The following is a 24,216-nucleotide window of genomic DNA, read 5'->3' as shown; positions in this document are numbered from 1 at the left end:
TTCCGCCTCGACTCGAGCATTTCTGAATTCGTGATGCGCTAGGTGCTGGACGGTACACTCATGTGTTCGTCTTACAGGCGCTCAGCTATCTCTCTTATGCCGTTCGCAATTCCTAGATAATCGCGTTCTCGATAGTGGAATGGCTGAGGACCCCATCGGTGGGCGGGGTCGATTCGTAAATCTTTGCTCAACTTGGTCACGGTAGAATTCGCGAAATCACGGGCCGCTTCGTGATAGCGGACATACTGAGCATTGGCCGATAGGGCCCGTTCGGCATACTCTTCCGCTTCGGTCGGTTTGATATTACGCAGGCTCTGCCAAGCCTCACCCAATCCACGTCCTCTTGACAGTTCCCTGCCCGCCTCGCGAGATCCTCGCTGTAGCCGACGCCATTGCCGCCCTGCTTTCGCGAAACCGTCGTTCTGTGGGTGCTGTGCTCCGTCGACGGCACCGGCCCATTCGATGTCGAGTAGGATGGTCTTCTCCCACACTTCGGCATCTTTGAGACCTTCAATGAGGGTGATGAACCCTGACCTCCACTGATCGAAGTGTTCGTCAGTGCCGAACTCGACGAGCCGCGCACCGGCGCGACGTGCTACACGCGCTGCTCCGCACGACTCGATTTCAAGTGAGTTCGTCATTGTCGTTCCATCGGGAAAACGCCAGAATCCCCGTCGTTCATCGATCAAATCGAGAAGAACGACGTCAAGATCCTTGGCATTCTTGGCGATCCGATCGAGACCGGTGCCGTTGAGGTCGCTGGTGACCATTCGCTTCTGGAACGCCGAGGTCAAGTCACTGAGATCAATTCCGGCTGTCCCATGTGGAGATTCAAGACTCGTCACCGAGTGCCTGGCTACGTAGGCCACGACCTCGGCTTCTGGCATGAACTCTGCTGTATCACGGCTCACGCAGGACCCGAAGATAGCGATCTTCATCGGCCCGAATCCTGGTGAACAGCAGGAACCTCATCTTCGTGCCGCAATCGCTGCCGCTCCTCGTAGCGTTCGTCGGCAATCTGGCGTGCACGAGAGGCAAGTCTGCGGCCGGTGAAGTCATCGGCAGCGGCAACCGACGACGCACGGTCGCTCGGATTCGCTGCACGCAGCACGACCCGCTTCTTACTGGGATTCAGTCGCAACGGCGGGGCATCAGTGATTCGTGGGGCGCTCACCGCCTGAGAAGCAGGTTTGGGCAATGCTGGGAATTTGGCCTTCGGCATCTCAGCGTCGAAGGACGTCGGCCAAACCTGTTCTTCAGCGGCAGCCAGCATCGGAGTCGGAGTCTCTTCGACTTCTTCGACCGTGTCCTGTCGCTTCACATGGCGAGCCGGAGCAGCTTTCTTCTTGGACGATCGCGCTGCATGGCGTGGGATTGGGTTCTTGATGAGTTCGGGTTCGAGGATATTGATCTCCTCTTTGACCGCGTTGCTCACCACATCGGCAAGGAGCTTGTCCGCGATGTCTTCCTTGCCCTTGGCAACATTCCACGCCCACCAGCGGTACTTCTCTGCGACAGCCTCCGCAGGGCCGTTCATGAGGATCTCACCTCGGTGCATCCAGACTGCACGGGTGCACAGCTCCTGAATCACCTTGGCAGCGTGATTGACGAGCAGTACCGTTCCTGCTTCAGCGAGAAGCTCATCCATCGCACGTTCACTGCGTTCGGCGAATGTCGCGTCGCCTGTCGACAGTGCCTCATCGATGAGCAGAATCTTCGGTCGCGCAGCCAAGGCGATGGCGAATCGGAGTCTGGCGCCCATACCCGAGGAATAGGTTCCCATCGGCCGATGGATTGCCGACCCCAACGCCGAAAGCTCAACGACATAGTCAAAGGCTTCGGCCGCTTCTTCCGGAGATAGGCCCATCGCCAGACATCCGAGGCGAACGTTCTCACTTCCCGACAGCGCGGGTTGCAAGGCAGCGCTGACACCGAGCAGAAGCGGCTGATAACGGACGAGAATGCGGCCTCGATCCGGCTGCTCGACGCCGGCGACATTGCGCAGGAAGGTCGACTTTCCGGAGCCGTTGGCCCCGACGATTCCCACCATCTCTCCTTCACGGGCAACGAAGTTGACCCCACGCAGCGCCCGCACAGTCGTCTGACCTTGTCGCCCGACGATTTTGTTCGTCAGGCGTCGGACACCAGTTGCCCTACTGCCCGGATCGTTGGTGTTGACGGTGTACCGGACTTGGACGTTCTCCGCGATGATATTGGGTTCCTGGACCTCAGAGTCGGCCATAGTTCTCCTCCCCTCTCCAGAAGAACAGGAATCCGACTATGAGAAGGCCGAACGCCCAGACTGTGCCGACGATCCACATCTTCGGATCGGTATCGACTCCGTAGAGCAGTGAGTTGCGCACCAGCGTCAGATAAGCATGCATCGGGTTGTACTGCATAGCTGCCAAGAGTGCCGGGTGATTGTCCAGTCGGTCTTCGATGGAGAAGAACACTCCCGATCCGTAGAGCCAGAATCGGCTGACAATCGACATGAAGTTCGTGAGGTCCGGGATCTTGTGTCCAAGACGAGCTAGGAAGCAGGCGAGACCGACGTTGAAGATCGTCTGCAGGATGATGACGGGGATGACGAGGATGACACGCCAGGTGATGACTTCGAGCGGGGGCACGACCGCCAGCACGATGACCATGACGAGCAGTGTCGGCATGAAGTCGAGGAAATTGCGGACCACAGTAGAGATCGGAAGCGCAGCACGGGGGAACTGGAATCCCTTGATCATCGACGCACCCGAGCGGATCGCTCCGGTTCCGCCGGTCATGCACTTGCCGGTGAACCCGAAGAAGAACACTCCGACGACGAGGAAGCCGAGAAAGTTCGGAACTCCTCGAGAAGTCTGCAGAATGAATCCGAAGATGAACCAGAATGCGAGCACCGACAGCAGTGGATTGAGGAACAGCCAGCCGTATCCGAGGATGTTCTTCCGCGTCGAACTCGACATCTTGGCTCGGGACTCGGCGATGATGAAGTGCCGACGGTTCCACAGCGCGGCGAGGTAGCTGCTCAGACTCGTCCGCCGACCGACGGGTACGAGGCCTTCGCTCGAAACGGACGGGATCGAACTCAGCCCAAGGGGGTTCTTTGTCTCACTCATCGCGCATCACTCCCCACGAGCTGAGAATAGACCTGCCCATATCGTCGTCCGATTTCCTTCCACCTGCGAGTTGCAAGAACGTGTGCTCGTCCATTGTCTCCGAATCTGGCTCTCGCGGTGTCATCGGAGGCGAGCTCGGACAGCAGTCCCGCGAGATCCTGCGGGTTCTCCGGCGTTGTGACCAAGCCAGCGTTGTCCGGAACCAGTTCACGCAGTGCCGGCAGGTCGGAGATGACCACGGGTCGCGCAAGGCCCATCGCTTCGATCGGTTTGATCGGAGTGACCAAACGACAGACTGGTTCGTCCTTGCGCGGCACGACGATCGCATCGAGCGCGAGTTGGTATTCAATTGCCTGGGCTTGGGAGACCCGTCCGGTGAAGACGGCGTTCTCTCCCAGAACAGCTGCACGTTCGCGCAGTACCGGCAGGGCGACACCGTCGCCGGCGATGAGAAGACGCAGGTCCGTGCCCTGGCTCCGGGCGAGGATGACGGCATCGACGAGGTCGTCGAGTCCTTCGTATCCGACGATCGACGCTGCCGTGCCGACCCAGATTCCGTCTTCGGGCAGGCCTAGGCTCGTCCTCACCTCGGCCGGAGTGCGGGTGACATCGGTGTCGACGACGGCTTCGGAGACCGAATTCGGGATGAGGGTGATGGTTTCTGCCGGAACTCCCCCGGCGATCAGGTGCTCACGCATCGTCTCGCCCAAGGTGATGACCGCGTCTGCCGCCGTCGTGACTTCGATTTCCTTGGAGCGCATGAGTGCAAAGCGCTGACTGTCCCGACGCGCTGAGCGCTCTTCCGGACTGCTTCCTGCAGCCGCCCATGTCTCTTCCAAGACACCGCGGACTTCGTAGACCCACGGCAGGCCCGCAGCCGCCGCGGCCGCACCGGCAGCCAAGCCATTGACGTAGTGCGTTGTCGTATGAAGGATCTGTGCTCCACGTCGATGTGCTTCCGAGGCGATATGATTCGCCTGCTCACTCAGCCGCGCGGATGGTGTAGGACGCGGTCTCAGCGGCACGTCACGGATGTACTCGACGCCGTCAACGACCTCGACCGGTCCCCGACTCAGTCGTCCGACGGTCACGGGATACGACGGGCGCGTGACCGCAGCTGCTTGATGACCCGCGTCCCGCAGAGTCGTGAGGATGGCATGTGAGCGGTACGCGTAACCGGAACGGGTATGAGGCAAGGAGTTCGTCAGCACGTGCAGAACCGTCGGCTGCCGACTTCGATCACGTTCCGCATTGCCGCGTGCCCGGCGAGCCGTGATGTGGCTGGAAACCTCCGGCCACCAATGAGGCTGCAGACACTGTCGCTCATCGATCAGTCGTGTCCGCCGAGCGCCGTCTGGCAGAACTGCGATGGCTTCGTCGATGTGCCCCTTGGTCCACTCGATACGTGAGCTCAGTGCGCGTGCACCGGGAATAGCAGCTGCGATCGACTCGGCTTCGTCGAGGAGGCCCAGATTGAGTGCGATCTCACCGAGAAGGCGTGAAGGCGAAGGAGAGCCGGCAACCAATGACTTCGCCGACATCTCTTCTCCGAGCAGCCACGCAGAAGCCGCCCGGCTGGCGTCGCCCGGCAGTCGTCCGAGTGCATGTCCGACGAAACGCGAGGCTGGTCCCGGCAGGCGACGTGCCAGCTGCATTCCGAAGAATACGCGGTCGTCGTTGATATGCCCGGCCGTGGTCAGGGCAACGTTCGTCAGTTGTCGGGCGAGGAAGCGCAGGTTCACGACACCACCTGCTCGAGGATGCGTTCGTAGGTATGCCCCATTGCGGTTGCCGATGCATGCCGAGCCACCCAGTCTCGCGGATTCAGGCCGGCGGACGGATTCAGTCCGAATTCCTCACCGGCTTCTATTCGCGATCGCATCCGCGTCATTGCCGCTGCCACTGACTCGGTGTCTCCGGGGACCGCAACTTCTCCTGCCGCGGTGACCGTGATGATGTCGGCGGCCTCACCGGCGACGACGCCGAGGACTGGAATTCGACGGGCCATCAGAGAGTAGAGCTTCGACGGCACTGTGCATTCGTAGGAATCGAGGGAGCTGAGGCTGACCAGCCCGGCGTCGGCCCACTCCCAATGGGCCGCGAGCTCGGCACCTGCGATCTGGGGATGGAATTCCACTGGAACGCCATGCGCGGCAGCGACGGTCTTGAGTTCGGCAGCGTCGACGCCGCCGCCCACGATTCGCAGTCGCACGCCCTCGGTGCGGGCCAATGCACGAATCGAGGTGCCGAGGTCTTGGGAACGACCGACAGTGCCCACATACAGCAGGTTGAGCCGACTGTGGTCGGCAGCCGTCCTGCGGTTGGCTTCATCCCCAGAGGCACCGGTTGCGTCAGCGACAGGAATGAGTGGAATCGCCCCCGTCGCCGTCAGCCCGGATGCGCCTTCCAACTCAGCTGGTGAGACTCCGCTGCGGACGACCTCGGCGGTCACCCCACGCTGTTCCAAACGATGTTTGAAACCCTCCGTGGTGACGACGACGACAGCGGCACGTCGTTGAGCACGAGTGAGCAGGTCCGGCAGCAGTCGATGTTCGAGTCGCTGCGTCAACGTCCAGGGAAGATACTTCCCAACAGCACCCGTCACCAGGTTCATCTCCGAAATGAGGTCGGGCCAGGCATCGCGGACTTCAGCAATGTGCGGAACCCGCAGCAGACGCGACAAAGTGTCGCCGGCCAGCAGAAACGGCAGTGCCGGAGTCGTGGAGACGATGACATCGGGGCGCATTCTGCCTCGCAGCCGGTCGATGACCGCCGACATCGCGCCTGTCGCTGACACCGTCTGGTCGAGCAGCTGACGAGCCATCGACGATCCGCTGTGCAGGTACGGCACGCGGAGGATCCGCTCACCGTCGATTCCGGTGTCCCAGGTACCGCCGAGGCGCACGTCGACTCGACGGCGCCCCCGCCCGACATTCGATCCGAAGAACCCGTTCCGGTCGGAATACGGGTAGTGCGGGTGTGGTGCCACCGTAATGACGTCGTGTCCTGCGGCGCGCAGGTGGTCGACGAGGATCCGCCACCGACGCTGTGGTGCACCGACCTCGGGATAGTAGTAATGGCTGAGCAGAACGATCCTCATGCGGTCATCGCCTCCTTCTGCGCGCGTCGCCTCATCCACAGCGGCAACAGCGCATAGAAGGCGAGCAATCCGACCCAGAACACGTGGGCAGGGTAGGTCGTCGCCGTATTTCCGCTGATCAGGGTCGGCACGGCCATGACGCAGGCAAGGACGCTCAATGCTGCGTGGAAGAGCGAAACGGAGCTGTGCGGCCAGCCCGCCTGCTGGATCTGCTGGTAGATGTGTTCACGATGAGGCAAGAGGATATTCTCTCCCCGAAACAGGCGCAGGACCAAGGTGAGACCGACGTCGAAGAAGACGAAGATCATCGGCGCGATGATGACGACGATCGGGACGCCTTGGACGAACAGCCAGACCGCGAGAGCGAACACAGCCGCACCGATGCCGTAGCTTCCCGTGTCTCCAAGGAACGCTTTGGCCCGACCAAGGTTGAACGGCAGGAACCCGACAGCGGCGCCGGCCAGTGCCAGAGCCAGCAGCGCGATGTCGTTCTCGCCCACCCAGGAGCTGACGAAGGCGAACCATCCGGCGGTGACGATGGTCCACTCGGTGACATACCCGTTGAGTCCGTCGACGAAGTTCACGGCGTTGACGGTGGTCACGCCGATGACCGCGAAGGCGATGACGTGAGCGATTCCCTGTGTCGAGAACATTGCGATGATCGCGCTGAACAGCAGAGCCAGGATGACCTGTCCGATCAGCCGCCCAGCGGGGCGCAGGGAATCGAGGTCATCGCTCATGCCGATGGCCGAATAGCACCAGGTCAGGACCAGGAAACCGATCGGCAGGAGGGTACCGCCGAGGCCGAATACTCCGTCCTCGCTGACAGTCCAGACCATGGCGAGAATTGTGGCGACGGTGATGCCGCAGCCGATAGCGATTCCTCCGCCGCGTACGGTCGACAGAGTATGCGAGGAACGGTGAGAGGGGACGTCGACGACTCCCGCTCGGCGCAGCAGCGGAAAGGCGATGAGGGCGCTGAGAACCGTGACCACCGCGGCCACAACCAGGATCACCAGCGACTGCAGAGCCATCAGAGGCCGACTCCGGTGTCATGAGGATCTGCGCCGGGCTCTGAAGACCGTGATGAGAGCGCCGCAGGTTCGATGGCAGCCGTCGAGTCATCGGGGACCAGTGTCGCTTCGGAATCGAGGAGACCCGTCAGGTGGTCCTCCAGTGTCGACCGATGAGTGAAGACTCCCTGGTCACGCGATTCGGCGACCAGAGCACCGAGCTTCTCCAGATCGATCGGAGCGATCGGCACCTGAGTGATCAGCGGATGATTGGGTCGGCTGTCGACCTCCCCAGGTGAGAGAAGGGCTTCGGTCAGCTTCTCCCCCGGGCGCAGACCGGTGTACACGATCTGCGCATCGCTGCGGCCCGACAGTGCGATCACGCGCTTGGCGAGGTCAGCGATGCGGATCGGTTCGCCCATGTCGAGGACCAAGGTCTCTCCGGGGCCGCCGATCGCCGCTGCCTGCAGAACGAGCTCACAGGCCTCATCGGCAGTCATGAAGTACCGAGTGACCTCGGGATCGGTGACCGTGACGGGGTCGCCGGCCGCCACCTGAGCGACAAAGGTCTCGAGAACGGAGCCCCGGGAACCGAGCACATTGCCGAAACGCACCGACATATAACGCCGTCCGGTCGCCGCGGCCACGGAGGCGATCGCCCGCTCGATGGAGAACTTCGTCCGCCCCAGCACCGAGGTTGCGCCGGCGGCTTTGTCAGTGGAGATGTGGACGAATGAATCGACGTCGTGAGCCACTGCAGCGTTGAGCAGGTCGAGGCTGGCTCCGACGTTCGTGCGCACCGCCTGTTCCGGGAAGCGCTCAAGGAAAGTCAGGTGTTTGAGAGCCGCAGCGTGGAAGATGATGTCCGGCTTCGCCTCGGCGACGAGGGCATCGATGAATGCCGGATCTCGCAGGTCACCGAGGACGAGGTCATCACTGGTCAGAAGGGCCGATCCCTCAAGACCGAGCTCAGTGGCGTGCAGGCCGGATTCGTCGCGGTCGGTCATGATGAGTCGGGCCGGGTCGAACCGGGCGACCTGACGGCACAGCTGTGAGCCGATGGAGCCGCCAGCACCGGTGACGAGGACGACCTTGCCGGTGATCGCCGAGGCGATGTCGTCGATATTCGTCGAGATCGGTTTGCGCCCGATGAGGTCTTCGAGGCTGACATCGCGGAAGCTTCGGTGACGCAGGTCGGCGACGTCATGGGCGTCCGGCTCGGGACGTGCCAGCGCGGAGTCCGAGAGCTTCGGCATGATCTTGATCTCGACCGGTCGGGATTCAAGATTCGAAGCGATGCGGGAGAGCTCTTCTGGTGGCAGGTCAGAGATTGCAATGATGACTGCCCCGGCGCCGGTGCGATCGACATGGGCGGCGATGTCGGCGATCGGTCCGAGCACCCGGATTCCGTTGTAGCGCAGATGCCGTTTGGCAGGGTCATCGTCGAGGATGCCGACAGCGACGAATTCGTTGTGCGTGTCCTGAGCGATCATGTCGAGGGCGAGCATGCCCTGGTTCCCTGCGCCGACTACGATTGTGGGCCGGGACGCACCGGACGTGGTGAGACTGCGCTGCCTCAAGTTGCGGCGAATCCAGTTCTCGAGGCTCTTGATCACGACCATGAGCGCTCCCGCTGTGATCGGGACGCTGGTCGGGATGAGCAGTTGACTGGCGAAGGCGAATTCGACCACCCACATGACGCCGACACCCACGGCAACCGTTCCCACGATGGCGGCGAACTGGTCGGTCGAGCCGCGTCTGTAGCGTCCGCGGTAGATCGCCAGGGGCCCGCCTATGAGGAAGACGATCAGACTGATCGCCGAACAGACGAGCATTCCCGGAACGTTGACGAGCTCAGTGTGGAAGTCGTATCGCACCAGCGTCATCGCTACGACGAGGAACGCGAAGACGAGACCGTCGATGAGTGACAGCGCCATGGCTCTGCCGTGCCGCCTCATAGGGGTCCGTGAGGGAATGGGCCCTGAGCTGCTTCCCACTGTCCTCTTTTCATTCTGGTTTCCCCGTCCGACTTCGCGAAGCCGCTTGCAACTTTCCGATTGTACTATTGGCGTTAACAGGTTTCACACATAAATGACGTTGTGAACTTTGAGCGTCGACAGCCGTCGCCTGACTTCGATTCACTTCCCCGTCACGTACCCTGGCTACCGCCGAGAGGATCCGATCCGTGCCGCAAACTCCACTTCGCACACTGAGAACCGCTGTGTGGCATCTGCGCAACGGCGGAATCAGCCAAGTCGCGAAGTGGCGTCGCCGTCGCTCGCTGGTCCAAGGAACTGCAGAAGCCTCCGCCGAGGTCGCAACGGGAAGCCTGTCGGCGGAGGTCCTCGCGGACCTGTTCCCTCCCCTGCCGATGGTTCATCGCACTCCGGTCTTCGATCAGCTGTCCGTGGGAGTCGTCCTCGACGAGTTCTCGACCGAGAGCTTCGGCTATGAGTGGTCGCTCCGACCGCTGTCGCCGACGCAGTGGCCGACCGAGCTCGACGGCCTCGACTTCGTCTTCGTCGAGTCCGCCTGGAGCGGCAACGACGGTCAGTGGAAGTTCAAGCTCACGAGCCCGTCGGGTCCGAGCACAGAGATCACCGATCTGCTCGGCGAGTGCCGCCGCCGAGGCATTCCGACCGTCTTCTGGAACAAAGAGGATCCCCCGCACTTCGAGGATTTCCTGCCCCTGGCACGGATGTTCGACGTCGTCTTCACCAGCGATGTCAGACTGATCCCCGAGTATCGCTCCAGACTCGGTCACGACAGGGTCGCCGCCCTGCCGTTCGCCGCACAGCCGGCAGTCCACAATCCCTCACGTCCTGCGCGGAATGCCGCTGCCAGGGACATTGCCTTTGCGGGCATGTACTTCGCCCACAAATATCCGGAGCGCAGGGAGCAGATGGACCTGCTGCTCGGTGCCGCTGACGCCGTATCGCCGAGGATGCAGTACGGGCTGGAGATCTTCTCCCGTTTCCTCGGCAACGATGAGCGGTATCAGTTCCCAGGCAACCTGGCCGGGCGTGTGGTCGGGTCGCTTCCGTACCGCAATCTGCTCACGGCATACAAACATTTCAAGGTCTTCCTCAACGTCAACTCCGTCACCGACTCTCCGAGCATGTGCGCGCGCAGGATCTTCGAGATCAGTGCCGCCGGTACCCCCGTCGTCACCACTCCAAGTGCGGCGACTCGAGAGTTCTTCCCCACCACCGAGGTCCCTCAACCTGAGACTCCGGAGGAAGCAGAGTGGACTCTGCGTGCCTATGTGCGCAGTCCTGAGTTGAGAGACCGCACCGTCCATCTTGCCCAACGACGCATCTGGGCCGAGCACACCTACACTCACCGAGCGATGACGGTGATGGATTCGCTCGGATTGGACTATGCGCAGCCATTCCCCACGTCCGTCTCGTCTGTGGTGTCGACGAATCGGCCGGACCACCTCGGCGAGGTTCTGCGGACCCATGCCGCGCAGCTGCACACGGATAAGGAGCTCGTGCTGGTGGCCCACGGCTTCGCGGCACCTGCCGATCTGCGTGCCCGCGCCGCACAAGCAGGGGTTGAGCATCTGCAGATCGTCGAGGTCGACTCTGCGCTGCCGTTGGGCGTCTGCCTCAATCGCGGAGTTCAGGCGGCCTCCGGCGACGTCATCGCGAAGATGGACGACGACGATGTCTACGGAGCGCACTACCTGGGCGATCAGCTCGCGGCACTGCGCTATTCGAATGCCGATCTCGTCGGCAAGCAGGCACACTATCTGCACATGCGGGGCCGTGACATCGTCATCTGCCGTTTCCCCGAACGCGAGCACCGGTTCACCGACCTCGTCATGGGCCCGACCCTGATGACGCATCGGTCGACGCTGCTGGACAACCCGTTCGCCGAACGCACCCTTGGTGAGGACACGGAGCTCCAGCAGAGACTCATCGCCTCCGGAGCCCGGATCTACTCGGCAGACAGGTTCAACTTCGTCCAGGTCCGCGGCGACCATGCCCACACGTGGAGCGTCGACGACAGCCACCTGTTGGCCAACGGAGACGTTCATGCCTTCGGCTACGCTCCGGGCCACTACTGCTTCTGAGGTTCCGGTCGTCGGCTCTTGCCCGAACACTCGCTCGGCAGTATTGAGCGGCCCGCGGAATTCTTCGTATGCCCCAGGTGAACTGTTGGTGAAATGGGCGGTTTCGGTCTGCTCCGGTCAGTAGCGTGGCGGTCATGCTGTGAAGATTTCGCAGTGGGACGCCACCGCTTCCGGTGGCCAGAAGTTCCATTGCGGACGTTGGACAACTGGAGCCCATTTGAAGACCACCACGACCGGAACCGAGGACCTCGGATCCGTCCGCGAGAACGTTTCTCGTGTCATTGATGAGACTTCGTCCCTCAATGCCGAACTCGCCAAGGAACTCATCAGCGCCTACGACCGTGAGTCGAAACTGCTGGGAGGCATCAACAAGCGCGAGAAGGAGATCGAGCGGCTGAAGAACGAAGTCGCGAAACGGGATGCGAAACTCGCCTCGGTCAATGAACGGCTCGAACGACTGCTGGGCTCCAAAGCCATGCAGGTTCAGCGGGCTTACTGGCGCCTGCGCCGTCCGCAGCGCGGCACCTCCCAGCAGAGGGGAGGTCAGCGATGAAGGACGCCGATATCAAGAAGCGGCAGGCCGCTCTCGACAACCGCATCAAGGAACTGAAGGCAACCCGCACGCGCCAGAAGTCGCTCGGCGTGCACACGCAGTCGGACTACTTCATCGACGGTCTGCTCGGACGGCACCCCTACATCGACCTGGCCGAATCGCGTGACGAGTACCTCGAACGCCACCGGTCCTTCGCAGCCCCGGTCGAAAGCAAGATCTCAGCCCTCATCGACAAGGCTCACCAGCTGCCGAGGACCTCGGACCAGCATTGGGATACTCGCCGGAAGCTGCGCATCGGGATCATCGCCGACCGGTTCCTCTTCGACTCACTCAAGGACGCGGCTCATGTGGTGCCGATCAATCCTGAGACCTACGAGCAGGACATGGCGGATATCGACCTGCTGCTCATCACCTCGGCCTGGCGCGGGCTCGCTGACGAATGGTTCAACGTCGCCCTGTCCGGTTCCCCGGCACGCCAGATCCTCGAGTCGAAGGTCGTTCCCTTCGCCCGCGCGAACGAGATCCCGATCGCCTTCTATTCGAAGGAGGATCCACCGAACTACGAACAGTTCGCACCCCTGGCGAAATTCGCCGACCACGTGTTCACCAGCGCCGTCGAATGCGTACCGCGCTACCGTGAGTACCTCCGTCACGAAGTGCCCGTGACTGTTCTGCCCTTCGCAGTGAACTTCGTCCATCATCATCCGCTCGGCAGCATGCGCCATTCCGGTCGCGAGTTCGTCTTCGCCGGCTCCTGGTTCGAGCACAAGTATCCGGAGCGAAAATCATCCGCCCAGCGGATCTTCGACGGTCTGCTGTCGGCCGGAGCCGATCTCACGATCGTCGACCGCAACCTCGAACTCGACACGGAGAAGTTCGCGAAGACCGAACGCTATCTCTTCCCTGAACGGTATCTGCCGCATCTGCACCGGCCGATCGATCACGAGACTTTGCTCGATCTGCAGCGGCTTCTGCCCGTGGGCATCAATCTCAACTCCGTTGTGAACTCCCAGTCGATGTACGCCAACCGGATCATCGAGCTGCAGGCGATGGGAACGTTCATCGTCTCGAACTACAACGCGGGCGTGAACTCCCTCTATCCGCAGGTGTGCATGCCTGACTCCGCTCTCGACATGGAGCAGACGTACCGGGCGCTGACACAGCGCAGCATCCGGGAAGCACAAATGGCGGGAATCCGTGCCGCGTTCACTGCCAACACTGCGTTCGACCGTATCGACACGATCGCCGAGGAGATGGGACTGGACTCCGGTTCTCCCGATCACACGGTCTACGTCACCGGACTGACGGAATCGGATTTCGACACCTTCCGCCTGGCCCAGTCGTATGCGGGTCCGGTGGAGGTTCTTCCACACGACTCCGACCGGGTCGCCGGCGCTGACGGCGACGTCGTCATCGACCTGACCGGGCATTCCGATTTCGGTCCTCACCTCGTGCAGGACGCGGTGAATGCATTCCGCTTCACCGACGTCGACGAGGTCCGGATTCTGCCGATCGATACGACCGAGCCTCTCTACGAATTCGTCGATCCGGTCGACTCCGACCAGCACATCACCGCCACGTGGTGCCCGGCCGGAAGCCGCCTCGGTGACGGTGTCGGACCTGAGCGCAGGACGCTGGCGATCGCCTCGGATCTCGCCGTCGAGCGGGTCGAGACGATCGAGGTCACGGCCGAGCCCGAGATCAGCGTGATCGTTCCCGTCTACAACAACGGTCCGCATCTGAAGTTCAAGTGCTTCGAATCCCTGCGCCGGTCATCGATCTTCGACCGCTGCGAGATCCTCCTCGTCGACGACGGTTCCACCGACATCGAAACGCCGGCGGTCCTCGACGAACTCGACCGCGCCTATCCCAATGTTCGAGTCCACCGCTTCCCGGCCGGCGGGTCGGGCAGCGCTTCGCGTCCACGCAACAAGGGGCTCGAACTCACCCGCACTCCGTACGTGACGTATCTCGATCCGGACAATGAGCAGACGAACGACGGTTTTGCGCTGCTGCTCGAGATGGTCGAAGAGCACGGATACGACTTCGCCATCGGCAATATGATGCGGTTCAAGCACAACCGGATCATGGTCAAGAACGCGGGCATTCTGCGTCCGGTCGTCGGCGAGGAGGGTGTCCTCGAGGACGATGCGCTCTCTAGAGTGAAGTTCCAGCCGATGAGCATCCAGGCGCTCGTGGCCGACGCTCAGTGGCTGAAGAGCCTCGGCATCTATCAGCCGATCGGTGCCGTGGGACAGGATTCCTACTTCTTCCAGCAGATGCTCTTCCACGCTTGCCGGATCGGGCTGACGTCGACACCGATCCACACCTACTATGCGGCGGTGACGAACTCGACGGTCAATGCCATCGGCCCGCGTTTCTACGAGAAGTACCTGCCTCTGGAAGAGGACAGGTCTGCGTGGCTGCGCGAGGTCGGTCTGCTCGAGGACTACAACGCCAAACGGCTCGAACCCTTCGTCAAAGGATGGTTCGTCCAGAAGCTCGCGTTCGCTGCCGAAGAGGATATCGATGAGTGCAAGAGCCTCATCCGTCGACTCACGCGGTTCTACGGCAAGACGTCGTGGAAGGACGCCGAGCTCGCCGAACTCCATGCCGTCACACATGTCTGAGGCCGCACTCAGCGAAGAGCCCCCATTCGAGCGACTGGGCACATTGCTGCCCGGAGACCGCATCGAACGACGCCCCGGTCTATTCCAACGCTTCGATTTCCACGCCGGAACGGTGACGGTTCCCGCGCTCCTGTGGTCAAGGGACGAGCCGACCGGCCGTCTCGTCATCGCCTTCAACGGAGCAGTCCGGAGGACACCGGGGAAGGATCCGCAGGAGATCTTCCAACGGCGGACCTGGGTCGACGACTTCGACGCCGATGTCCTCTTCATCTCCGATCCGACGCTGCGCACGGACAATCAGATCAGCATCGGATGGGGGCAAGGAGCTCCCGGCCGATTTGCGCTGCCCGCGATGGCCCAGACGGCGCGATTCGTCGCGGAGTGTCTCGCGGTTCCGTCGGCTGCTCGCCTGTATTTCGGGACCAGCGCGGGAGGCTTCCAGGCTCTCCAAACAGCCGCCCGCGATGAAGGCAGCCGTGCCCTGGTGAACAACCCGCAGATCGACTGGACGAAGTACATCCCGGTGTACGTCACAACGATCGCCCGCCAGATCTATGAGGGTGCGACTCCAGAAGAGACGGCGGAGAACTTCCCGGACAGGACGTCGACCGCTCGGGCCTTCGCCGAGTTCGGGCATATCCCCCGAACTCGCTGCCTGCTCAATGCCGCCAGCGAGAACGATGCCCTCGCGCAGCTGCCCGCGCTTGTCGACGCTCTGCCCGCTCAGTCCGGTGAACGATCCTGTTTTGATGTATCGCTGTATTCCGACATCCGCGGCGGTCACAATCCACTGTCCAAAGCCGCCACCGCCGCGGCCGTCAACGCGATCGTCAGCGAGGCCGCAGGTGAGTGAACGCATCGAGGTCGACACCCGTGAAACAGCACCTGAGCCTGTGTTGGAGTCCGTTCCTGCTGTCGAATCCTCGAGTGAGAGCAGCCGAACCGTCCGCGTTCCCGCTGAGAACCCGATTGTCGACGGCATCGCAGCTGCCGCTCGTCTGCTGTCCGAGCATTCCGATGACCTGGAGACGGCCGCGCGGAAGATCAGCTCAGTACTCAACGGTCTGACGTCTTCGGCAACGGTCTGCCGGATTCTCTTCCACACTGCGGTGGCCGAAGGTTCATCGCTGCGATCGCGGTTCGTGGCTGACCTGTTGGCCAGCAACGGCCGTGCCCAGCTGGCACGTCTGCTGGCCGATCAAGCGGTCGCGACAGGGGCGAAGCCCTGGCAGAGGAGACGGTTGGAGTCCCTCATGCAGGATGCTCCGAACAGCAACTTCGGTGAGGGCGCCCGCCGATCATTCGATCTGACCATCGCTGCTGACGGGACGACCACGCTCGAGTCAACAGGGTCGGATGTGCAGCCAGCGGCTCAACACGAGCTGCGTGCCGTCACCCGCTCTCTCGGTGCGAATGCAGACTGGCTCGCCGAACTTGTGTGCGCCCTCGATGACACCCCCGTCGGCATTCAGCACGACGTCGTCTGCATCCGGATTGCGCCGACTGAGTTCGCTCGCCAAGCGCTGACACCGGTGCTGGAGACCCTCGCGATCCTGCCCGTCGTACCGATCCTCGTCGCCGAGTCTGTCGCGGCAGCACTGTCGACCTCTGACTCGGTGGGTCGGCCTCTCCTCGATCGGGCTCGCGTCATTCTGCTCACACCGAACCGATCAGGACAGCAGACGATCATCTCGATCCGCGGCTCCGAGCTGCTCGACGCCGGGCCGAGTTCGGACCTCGTCCTGCCGACGGATGTCGATATCCAAGCGCTGGGAGCCGCCCTCGGGCTGACGACCATCGTCGAGTCACCTGTGCTAGCCAAACACGTTCGCACGGTCGTCGACTCTCTTCGGATCGAATCATCCCGACTGCTGCCCCTGTCCTCGGCGACCAGAGCGTTCGCCCGTCTGCTGCGGTTCCGCGGTACGAGGCGGCAGACCGCTCCGGTTCGCAATATTCTGACCGGGCACCTCCTGGCCGCCGGTTTCTTTGCTGAGGCCATGGCTCTCGTCGGTACCGTGCCGGCCTCCGACCGCGGGAAGGTCTACCGCGCAAGACGCATCCGCGCTCTCTTCGGAACCGGACGCTTCGACGAGGTCGCCGACACTGCCGAGTCCGCGACCGCATCCGCCGCGGACCGGCCTCTCATCAGCGAGTCCGCAGCCGCCTCGGCGATGCTGCGCGAGCTTGAATCCGTGTCCGAGAACACCTCGGTGCCGTTCGAGCCCGTGCCCGGGAGGATCCTCACCATCCTTCACGCGAGCGCTCCGGACCAGAGCGGCGGCTACGCGGTTCGCGCACACAGCGTCCTCAAGACCATCGCCGCCAACGACTTCGAGGTCATCGCTCTCACCCGCCCGGGCTTTCCCGAGGCAGCGAACTCGTTGGAACCGGGCGACACCGCCGAGGTGATCCACGATGGGATCCGTTACCTGCGCCTGGGCAGCGATTCCGCCCGCGCCGACGGTGAGTTCGCGTACATGCGCGAGGCCATCGACCATTTCGCCGAGGTGATCCGCCGGGAGCGACCGTCGGCCGTCCATCTGCGTTCGACCTATGTCTCGGCTCTGCCGGGGCTCATCGCGGCCAAACGCTTCGGCCTGCCCGTCGTCTACGAGGTCTCGGGCATGTGGGAACTCGTTTACGAGGCCGCGAACACCGCCCGGATGGAGGGCCGTCGTGCACGCACCGTGGTGCTGGAGAACGCAGTGTTGGAGCATTGCGACGAAGTCCTCACCATCACCGAGGCGATGCGCGACATCATCAGCGACAGAGTGCACACTCGACGCCCGATCGGCATCATGCCCAATGCCGTCGATACGGCTGAGTTCGCGTCTACAGAGAAGAACCCGCAGGTGCTCTCGCGATTCGGTTGGAGCGCCGACGACCCGGTCATCGGATACATCGGCACGTTCGTCGGCTACGAGGGTCTCGACATCCTCGTTCGCGCCATCGCTCTGGTCCGCAGCCGCGGAGTCCAGGTGCGCGCACTGCTCGTCGGAGACGGCGCAGAGTCGTCCCGGATCCGGTCGCTGGCAGCCGATCTCGGCCTCGACGAATCGACTATCGCCTTCACCGGGCGCGTCCCCCATGACGAGGTCGCCGACCTCTATTCGGTCATCGATGTCTGCGCCTATCCGCGCCTGCTCACCCCGGCGACCCGCGCGGTCTCTCCGCTCAAACCTTTCGAGGCAATGGCGGCGAAGAAGTCCGTCATCGTCTCCGATGTCCCGGCTCTCGCGGAGATCGCCGGATACGGCGAGCGCGGTCTCGTTGTGCCCAGCGGTGACGTCGAGGCTCTCGCCGAGGCGATCAGCGCAGTCATCGAGGATCCTTCCGCGACGCTGTCACGGGTGGAGGCCGCGGCCGCATGGACGGAATCGGAGCGCAGCTGGTCGGCGGTCGGTGCGGTCATGGGATCGGCGCTCGATAGGCTGACGTCATGACACGGACGATGCTGTTCTACGGGCATGTCGCCTCGAACTGGGGCGACCTCGCCATCAATGCCGGTGCCCTCGAACTGATGCGCCGGGCCGAGGTCGATATCGATGGCTCGACGGCTGTTCTCCTCGCTCCTTCGGACCAGTTCCGCAGGCAGGCGGGCTTCACCCTCAAGGGCACGAAGCAGGTGATCGTTCCGGCCGACGGTCGTGCACGCGGCGGCCGTGACGAGGTCGAACTGCTCATCGACTATGTCGCTCATCCGCACCGGTTCGCCGAGGATGTCGGTATGGCCGATGTCGACCTCGTCGTCCTCAATGCCGGTGAGCATCTCTTCGAGTCGGCGACCGGGGAGAACCTCATCGATCTCGTGTGGAGGATCCTCCCCGCACTGGCCGCGCAGTCGCTGAAGAAACCAGTCGTCATGCTGCCGTCGACCGTCGGCCCGTTCCGCACGTCGTTCGGGACCGCGCTCGAGGAGTTCCTCCACCAGGGCGTCGACGCCGCGGCCTACCGTGATCTCGAGTCCCGGAGACTCGAGTCGCACGACCTCGGTGTGGAGCTTCCGGTTCTCCTGGATCCCGGCTTCTTCGTACCGGGCCTTCGGGCCCAAGAGGATGCCAGTCGCGACGAGGATGTCCTCGGCATCGTCCTGCGACCCGAGGACATGGGAATCCGTCCGGGGTCCCGTCGTTCGGCATTCGTGCAGAACAAACTCCGAGAATCGCAGTTCCGCAGTTCCCAGGCGTTCCAACTCTTCACCTCGGTGGCCGAAGCCCATCTGGCCGACGGAGGGCGGGTGAAGGTCATCGTTCAGACCCGAGCCGACCGGGAAATCTCCACGGCGGTCGCCGACCATCTCATCGAGATCGCCGGTTCGGACAGGGTCGAACTCATCGATCCGGCCGGATTCCGGTCGTTCGTCGACGAGCTCGGCCGCCTCGGCGCATTGGTGACATCTCGCTTCCATTCGGTCATCCTCGCCTCGTCTCAGGCGGTGCCGACCGTGGGCGTGTATTCGGAGACGCACGGGCACAAGATGCCCGGGCTGTTCGAGCTGCTCAAGTTTCCCCACTGCGCCGTGCGTCTGGACGAACGGAGCATTTCGAAAGTGCGCGACGAAGTCGACACGGCACTGTCCACGGTCCGCGACTCCATCGACGAGATCCACAATCGGATCCGGGCGAACAGGACCCTGGTCCGTCGCTGGTTCGCAGAGGCGATCGCCTCGCAGGAGACGACGACGTTCGACACGTCTGCGCTGAAGATCGAGGCCCTGGCGCAGCTCTATCGGACAGGGCTCGAACGCGCGCAGAAGGAATCGCTGTCCCAAGTGCTGCAGGCCGTTCACGATCTGCGTGACACCGACAGCCACTCAGATGACAATGCACCCGGCGCAGAGTCGCGCTGAGAACGACCCGAGGAGTTGAAGAGATGATCGAACGCACCATCCCCGAGGAGGGGCACCACCACGTCGAATCGGTGGCGGCGTTCACCGGGCCCCAGCCGGGCGCCTCGACGACGTACACGATCATGCTCGATGACGTCCCCATCGATCTGCGTTATGACGATCGCGGGTTCGACACCACCGTCGTCTTCTTCCATGCCGCGATCACGAAGGCTGTGCGTCGGTACCCGGTGTTCTCCGGGGCCACGTTCTCCGAAGACGTCGCCGCGAATCGTCTGTTCATCAGCGACCCGTCACTCTACGTCGATTCCCGGATCAAGCTCGGCTGGTACGCCGGCAGCAGTCGGCAGCCGAAGCTGCAGGACGCATTGACTGAGATCATCTCCAGATTCGACGGTCCGGAGCGTCGACTCGTCTTCTTCGGCGCATCCGGTGGCGGCTTCGCCTCCCTCTACTACTCCACGCACTTTTCCGGGTCGATCGCTGTTCCGGTCAACCCGCAGACGACGATCCGCAACTATGTGCCGGTCATCGTCAACCGGTACCTCAACTATGCGTGGGACGGACTGCCCGTCGGCGAGCTGCCGGTGTGCACCGATGTCATCGAGCTCTACAGTCGTCCCGTGACCAATTCGGTGCTCTATGTGCAGAACTCCGGCGACAGCGATCATATGGAGCACCACTATGCGCCGTTCTTCGATGTGCTGCCGGACGATCACCAGGTGGAGCCCCACCTCGTCGATGCCGGTGAAGGCCATGTTCCGCCGAAGCGTGCCCTGTTGGGCACGATCCTCAAGGACGTCGTCGGCAGCTGAGAACCCTCAGGTGATAGTGAGGCGGAACGGAAGCGTATTGGCCGCGGTGTCTCCGGAGAACTGACGCAGTTCGACCGACCATTTCGATGCTCGGAAGTTCTGGCGAATCGACCAGCTGCCGTCTTCGGCGCATTCTGCCGATCCCATGTGCTTGAAGTCGTTTTTGCCCTTCAACCAGAGTTCGATGCGGCTGCCGGGTGTGCCGACTCCGATGAATTCGGTGGCGCCGGCTTTCCGCGCTTTGCCGGGCAGGGGCGAACGCAGGTAGAAGAACGGTTCGCTCTGTCCGAAGATGTCGGAGTTGATGCGGATGCACTTCTGCTTGAGCTTGCGCGTCCGACGGTGCAGATCGAGCAGAGCGTACTGCTGCGGCTGGGTGCGACGCCACGTGAGACCCATCGTCTCCGGGGTTGCTTCGTGTTCGACGACGCTGGCTCGGAACGCTTCGAGGTCGATGCCGAACGGGTTGAGATCCGCTTGGGTGAGCGGGCGCATGGAGTCGCCGAATTGGGCGATCCGCGAGTCGTAGTCCCCGTCGCCTTGCCGATGGTAGAGGTAGAGCCAGTCATCGGTGTCGGTCTCGACTCGGTGGGCCAGTCCCCCGCGCTGAACCGCGGTAGTCAGCCATTTCCGGTGGGAGGAGAGCATGAGGTCACCGACGTCGGTCGCTGAACCGAAGAAGGTCGAGTTCGGGACGTGACTGGGGTAGATCAGCTCGCCTCGGTTGCCGCGCGGTGCGTCGATGCCGACGCCTTTCGCGGTCGTGGCTACCTGCGCCCCGGCAACATCCGGTTCGAAGGCCTCGAGGTGGGCGTCGTGCAATCGGGCCGAGATCGCATCATCGTCATCGAGCAGCTGGGCGTGGAGGGGACGCTTCGGGTGCGTCTCCGCCTTGAGCGCCGCGCGCACGGTGTCGCCGAGGCGGGAGTGATCCGGGACGAAGTGGAAGCGAACCGTGTCGGTGAGTCCGTGGGCGTCGATGACGTCGTGGACATCGCCGAGGATGTCCGGCGGCAGGTCCGAGTCGAGCAGGATGGCCCACACCAGGTCTCGGTTGCCCATCGCGGCCACGCTGGCGGCGGTGATGCTGCTGAAGAGTCCGAGTCGGGTTCGCCACCAGACGGGGTCGAAGATGCCCACACCCATGCGGGTCACCAGCACGGTGCGCGTTTGAACTGCCACGATCGTCGCCGTCAGTCGGCGAAGGCGACGTCTGGTGCGAATTCCGCGATGCGGTCGCCGACGCCGAGCAGCGATTCGATGGCTGCGACCGACCGGGCGGCGGCTCGTCCGTCACCGTAGGGGTTGACGGCCTTGGCCATGGCTTCGTAGGCGAGAGCGTCGTCGAAGAGTCGGGAGACTTCGGTGACGATCACGGTGGTGTCGGTGCCGACGAGTTTGACCGAACCTGCGGTGACCGCCTCGGGGCGTTCGGTGTTCTCACGCATGACGAGGACGGGTTTGCCGAGGCTGGGGGCTTCTTCCTGGATGCCGCCGGAGTCGGTGAGGACAACGTCCGAGGCGGCCATGACCGTGGTGAACTCGCCGTAGGACAGCGGTTCGGTGACGAGAACGTTGTCGAACTTCTCGACTCTGGGCAGAACGGCTTCGCGCACGAGCGGGTTGCGGTGGGCCGGGAGCAGGATGAGCAGTTCGGGTCGGGCAGCGGCGAGTTCTGCCAGCGCGTCTCCGATGTTCTCCATGGACGAGCCAAGGTTCTCCCGACGGTGAGTTGTCACGAGCAGTTTCGGGCGGTCCGAGGCGACATAGTCGGCGACGACCGGGTCGGCCGGTGCCACGTTCATGTCGACGGCGATGTGGAGGGCGTCGATGACGGTGTTCCCGGCGACGACGACGTCGGCCGGATTGACGCTCTCGGCCAGCAGGTTGTCACGTGACCGTGCGGTCGGGGCCAGGTGGAGTGCGGAGATCTGGCTGGTCAGCTTCCGGTTGGCTTCCTCGGGGAAGGGGCTGAGCAGGTTCCCCGAGCGCAGTCCGGCCTCGAGGTGGATGACCGGGATGCCGCGGTTGAAGGCGGCGATGGAGGCACCCATGACCGTGGTCGTATCGCCCTGGACGAGCACGGCATCGGGTGCCTCGTCTTCCAGCACGGCGTCGAGTTCGCCGATGACACGGGAGGCGATCCCGTTGAGTGTCTGTCCCTGAGACATGATGTTGAGGTCCACGTCCGGGACGATTCCGAACAGATCATTGACCTGGTCGAGCATCTCACGATGCTGGGCGGTGACGACGGTGCGGGAGTGCAGGGTCGCACTCGATTCGATCGCCCGGATGAGAGGGGCCACCTTGATGGCTTCCGGCCTGGTGCCGAAAACGGTGAGGACAGTGGGGGTCACGCACGAACTCCTGGTCGGGAGAACCACGGGGGCCGCCTCGGCGAGGCAGGGTTCTCGCTTCAATGCCGATGTGGGTAATGGTATGCAGTTCTGCAGAACTTGGACATACCGACTCCATTCATCTCATCATGACGAACCCACCTTCGCTGACCGAATCAGAAGACCTTCACAGCGCATTCACTCAAAGTTGATGATGAAGTCACGTCAGCGGTCATTTCGTGAGTCATTGTGGTCAGGTTGCCTCGAGAAGCTCTCGGGTAACATCAGTAGTCGTTCATCTCGAGTTTGGAGCATCGCACACATGCCGCCCACCGCCACCTCTCAACGCCCCTCCGTCGCCGTCATCGGCCTCGGTTATATCGGTCTTCCGACCGCAGCTGTTCTGGCCAGTTCGGGCGCAGAGGTCGTCGGCGTCGACATCAACGCCGATGCTGTAGCCACGATCAACGCCGGCAAAGTTCCCTTTGTGGAGCCGGACATGGCGACAACGGTGGCCGGTGTCGTCTCTCAGGGTTACCTGCGAGCCACGACCGAGACTCCGCACGCGGACAATTACATCGTCGCCGTGCCGACGCCGTTCAAGGACGGGCACGAACCGGACCTGTCTTACATCGAGACTGCGGGTAAGCAGATTGCACGCCTGCTCGAGGGCAATGAGCTCATCATTCTCGAATCGACTTCGCCTCCCGGAGCAACGGAGTTCCTGGCCGAGACGATCATCAGGGAACGCCCGGATCTCACGCTCAAACCCGGCAGTGCACAGACTGTCTATTTCGCGCACTGCCCTGAGCGGGTGCTGCCCGGCCGGATCATGATCGAGCTGCGGACGAATGATCGCATCGTCGGCACCCTCAACGGCAATGCCGGTGAACGTGCCCGCGACCTGTACGAGTTGTTCTGTGAGGGCGAGTTCCTCATGACCGATGCTCGTACCGCGGAGATGGCTAAGCTGACCGAGAACGCTTACCGCGACGTCAACATAGCCTTCGCCAACGAGCTGTCGGTGATCTCCGACGGTCTCGATATCAACGTCTGGGAGCTCATCAAGCTCGCGAACCACCACCCTCGAGTCAACATCCTGCAGCCCGGTCCCGGTGTCGGCGGTCATTGCATCGCTGTCGATCCGTGGTTCATCGTCTCCACTGCGCCCGAGCAGTCGTCACTGATCCGCACCGCGCGTGAGGTCAACGATTCGAAGCCTGGTTATGTGCTCGACAAGCTCCTCCCCCAGGCTCGTCGCATCCAGGATGTGCAGATCGCGGCGCTTGGCCTGGCTTTCAAGCCGAACATCGACGACCTGCGCGAGAGCCCGGCCCGGCAGATCGTGGGTCGGCTTGCCGACGAACTCCCCGATGCGAACATCATGGCGGTCGAGCCGAACATCGACAGCCTGCCTTCGGAACTCGAGGAGCGCGACAACGTCACTCTCACTGAAGTGAACGAAGCCATTCGCGCTGCCGATATCGTGCTGCTGCTCGTCGACCACAATGAGTTCACCCGCATCGACCGGACTCTGCTCACGCAGAAGATCGTTCACGATACTCGCGGGGTGTGGGGCTGAGTCGGGCCGCATCTCAAGTCTTATCTAAGTCTTCCGCTCCATTCCTCGCCCTACATAGGATGGGAAGATGGTCGACACCGATAGATCAAGACTCCGAGTACCAGAGTGGATCGTCGATACTTCACTAAGTTCATTGAGTGCAGCACTTGG

Annotated in this window: 17 protein-coding genes; 8 read left to right on the top strand and 9 right to left on the bottom strand. The window is 62.7% G+C overall.

Features of this window, described 5'->3' with window-relative positions:
• Window positions 1-71: 71 nt before the first annotated feature.
• Genes ACVZTU_RS02960 through ACVZTU_RS02930 form a run of 7 tightly spaced genes read right to left on the bottom strand, consistent with a single transcriptional unit; the run spans window position 72 to window position 9,160 of the window.
• The gene (locus ACVZTU_RS02960) at window positions 72-938 is read right to left on the bottom strand and encodes a DUF6270 domain-containing protein (protein WP_482401360.1); all 867 of its coding nucleotides are present in this window, start codon (window positions 936-938) and stop codon (window positions 72-74) included.
• Complete coding sequence (locus tag ACVZTU_RS02955; RefSeq protein ID WP_482401359.1) at window positions 935-2,242, bottom strand: ABC transporter ATP-binding protein; 1,308 nt, start codon at window positions 2,240-2,242, stop codon at window positions 935-937. Before ACVZTU_RS02955 ends, ACVZTU_RS02960 begins: the two co-directional genes overlap by 4 nt.
• Window positions 2,229-3,110, bottom strand: coding sequence for an ABC transporter permease (locus ACVZTU_RS02950; protein ID WP_482401358.1), 882 nt, complete (start codon window positions 3,108-3,110; stop codon window positions 2,229-2,231). The genes ACVZTU_RS02955 and ACVZTU_RS02950 overlap by 14 nt, the downstream gene beginning before the upstream one ends.
• Window positions 3,107-4,852 (bottom strand): glycosyltransferase family 4 protein, encoded by a 1,746-nt coding sequence (locus ACVZTU_RS02945; protein ID WP_482401357.1) that lies wholly within the window; start codon window positions 4,850-4,852, stop codon window positions 3,107-3,109. The genes ACVZTU_RS02950 and ACVZTU_RS02945 overlap by 4 nt, the downstream gene beginning before the upstream one ends.
• Window positions 4,849-6,210 carry a glycosyltransferase family 4 protein gene (locus tag ACVZTU_RS02940; RefSeq protein WP_482401356.1) on the bottom strand — a complete coding sequence of 454 codons (1,362 nt, stop codon included), beginning with the start codon at window positions 6,208-6,210 and terminating at the stop codon, window positions 4,849-4,851. The genes ACVZTU_RS02945 and ACVZTU_RS02940 overlap by 4 nt, the downstream gene beginning before the upstream one ends.
• Window positions 6,207-7,244 carry an MraY family glycosyltransferase gene (locus ACVZTU_RS02935; protein WP_369865087.1) on the bottom strand — a complete coding sequence of 346 codons (1,038 nt, stop codon included), beginning with the start codon at window positions 7,242-7,244 and terminating at the stop codon, window positions 6,207-6,209. The genes ACVZTU_RS02940 and ACVZTU_RS02935 overlap by 4 nt, the downstream gene beginning before the upstream one ends.
• The gene (locus ACVZTU_RS02930; protein ID WP_482401355.1) at window positions 7,244-9,160 is read right to left on the bottom strand and encodes a polysaccharide biosynthesis protein; all 1,917 of its coding nucleotides are present in this window, start codon (window positions 9,158-9,160) and stop codon (window positions 7,244-7,246) included. Before ACVZTU_RS02930 ends, ACVZTU_RS02935 begins: the two co-directional genes overlap by 1 nt.
• Before the next feature lie 248 nt (window positions 9,161-9,408).
• Here ACVZTU_RS02930 and ACVZTU_RS02925 point away from each other — a divergent pair, with 248 nt between their 5' ends.
• The 7 genes from ACVZTU_RS02925 to ACVZTU_RS02895 all read left to right on the top strand — a co-directional run bounded on the left by ACVZTU_RS02925 (window position 9,409) and on the right by ACVZTU_RS02895 (window position 20,148).
• Window positions 9,409-11,301 carry a glycosyltransferase family protein gene (locus ACVZTU_RS02925; protein WP_482401354.1) on the top strand — a complete coding sequence of 631 codons (1,893 nt, stop codon included), beginning with the start codon at window positions 9,409-9,411 and terminating at the stop codon, window positions 11,299-11,301.
• Between the two features lie 217 nt (window positions 11,302-11,518).
• Window positions 11,519-11,854: a hypothetical protein gene (locus tag ACVZTU_RS02920; protein ID WP_259358521.1), complete on the top strand. Its 336-nt coding sequence runs from the start codon at window positions 11,519-11,521 to the stop codon at window positions 11,852-11,854.
• The gene (locus tag ACVZTU_RS02915) at window positions 11,851-14,484 is read left to right on the top strand and encodes a glycosyltransferase (protein ID WP_482401353.1); all 2,634 of its coding nucleotides are present in this window, start codon (window positions 11,851-11,853) and stop codon (window positions 14,482-14,484) included. The genes ACVZTU_RS02920 and ACVZTU_RS02915 overlap by 4 nt, the downstream gene beginning before the upstream one ends.
• Window positions 14,477-15,337, top strand: a complete 861-nt coding sequence (locus tag ACVZTU_RS02910; protein WP_482401352.1) for a hypothetical protein — start codon at window positions 14,477-14,479, stop codon at window positions 15,335-15,337. The genes ACVZTU_RS02915 and ACVZTU_RS02910 overlap by 8 nt, the downstream gene beginning before the upstream one ends.
• Entirely contained in the window at window positions 15,330-17,930 is a 2,601-nt protein-coding gene (locus ACVZTU_RS02905; protein WP_482401351.1) for a glycosyltransferase, read from the top strand. Before ACVZTU_RS02910 ends, ACVZTU_RS02905 begins: the two co-directional genes overlap by 8 nt.
• A complete protein-coding gene (locus tag ACVZTU_RS02900) occupies window positions 17,927-19,336 on the top strand; it encodes a polysaccharide pyruvyl transferase family protein (RefSeq protein WP_482401350.1) in 1,410 nt (469 codons plus the stop codon). Before ACVZTU_RS02905 ends, ACVZTU_RS02900 begins: the two co-directional genes overlap by 4 nt.
• A 23-nt stretch (window positions 19,337-19,359) precedes the next feature.
• Window positions 19,360-20,148, top strand: coding sequence for a hypothetical protein (locus tag ACVZTU_RS02895; protein ID WP_482401349.1), 789 nt, complete (start codon window positions 19,360-19,362; stop codon window positions 20,146-20,148).
• 6 nt (window positions 20,149-20,154) lie between these two features.
• Here ACVZTU_RS02895 and ACVZTU_RS02890 read toward each other — a convergent pair whose 3' ends face one another.
• Both ACVZTU_RS02890 and wecB read right to left on the bottom strand, forming a co-directional pair.
• The gene (locus tag ACVZTU_RS02890; RefSeq protein WP_482401348.1) at window positions 20,155-21,330 is read right to left on the bottom strand and encodes a glycosyltransferase; all 1,176 of its coding nucleotides are present in this window, start codon (window positions 21,328-21,330) and stop codon (window positions 20,155-20,157) included.
• 11 nt (window positions 21,331-21,341) lie between these two features.
• The gene (gene wecB, locus ACVZTU_RS02885; RefSeq protein WP_482401347.1) at window positions 21,342-22,505 is read right to left on the bottom strand and encodes a non-hydrolyzing UDP-N-acetylglucosamine 2-epimerase; all 1,164 of its coding nucleotides are present in this window, start codon (window positions 22,503-22,505) and stop codon (window positions 21,342-21,344) included.
• Window positions 22,506-22,806: 301 nt separating this feature from the next.
• On the opposite strand from wecB, the gene wecC reads away from it, so the two are divergent.
• On the top strand, window positions 22,807-24,066 hold the full coding sequence (gene wecC, locus ACVZTU_RS02880) for a UDP-N-acetyl-D-mannosamine dehydrogenase (protein WP_482401740.1): 1,260 nt from the start codon (window positions 22,807-22,809) through the stop codon (window positions 24,064-24,066).
• The last annotated feature ends 150 nt before the right edge of the window (window positions 24,067-24,216 follow it).

The organism is Brevibacterium sp. OS20, from assembly GCF_056837565.1.
The sequence above is the reverse complement of the archived record's forward strand: the minus strand, read 5'-3'. Positions and strand labels throughout refer to the sequence as shown.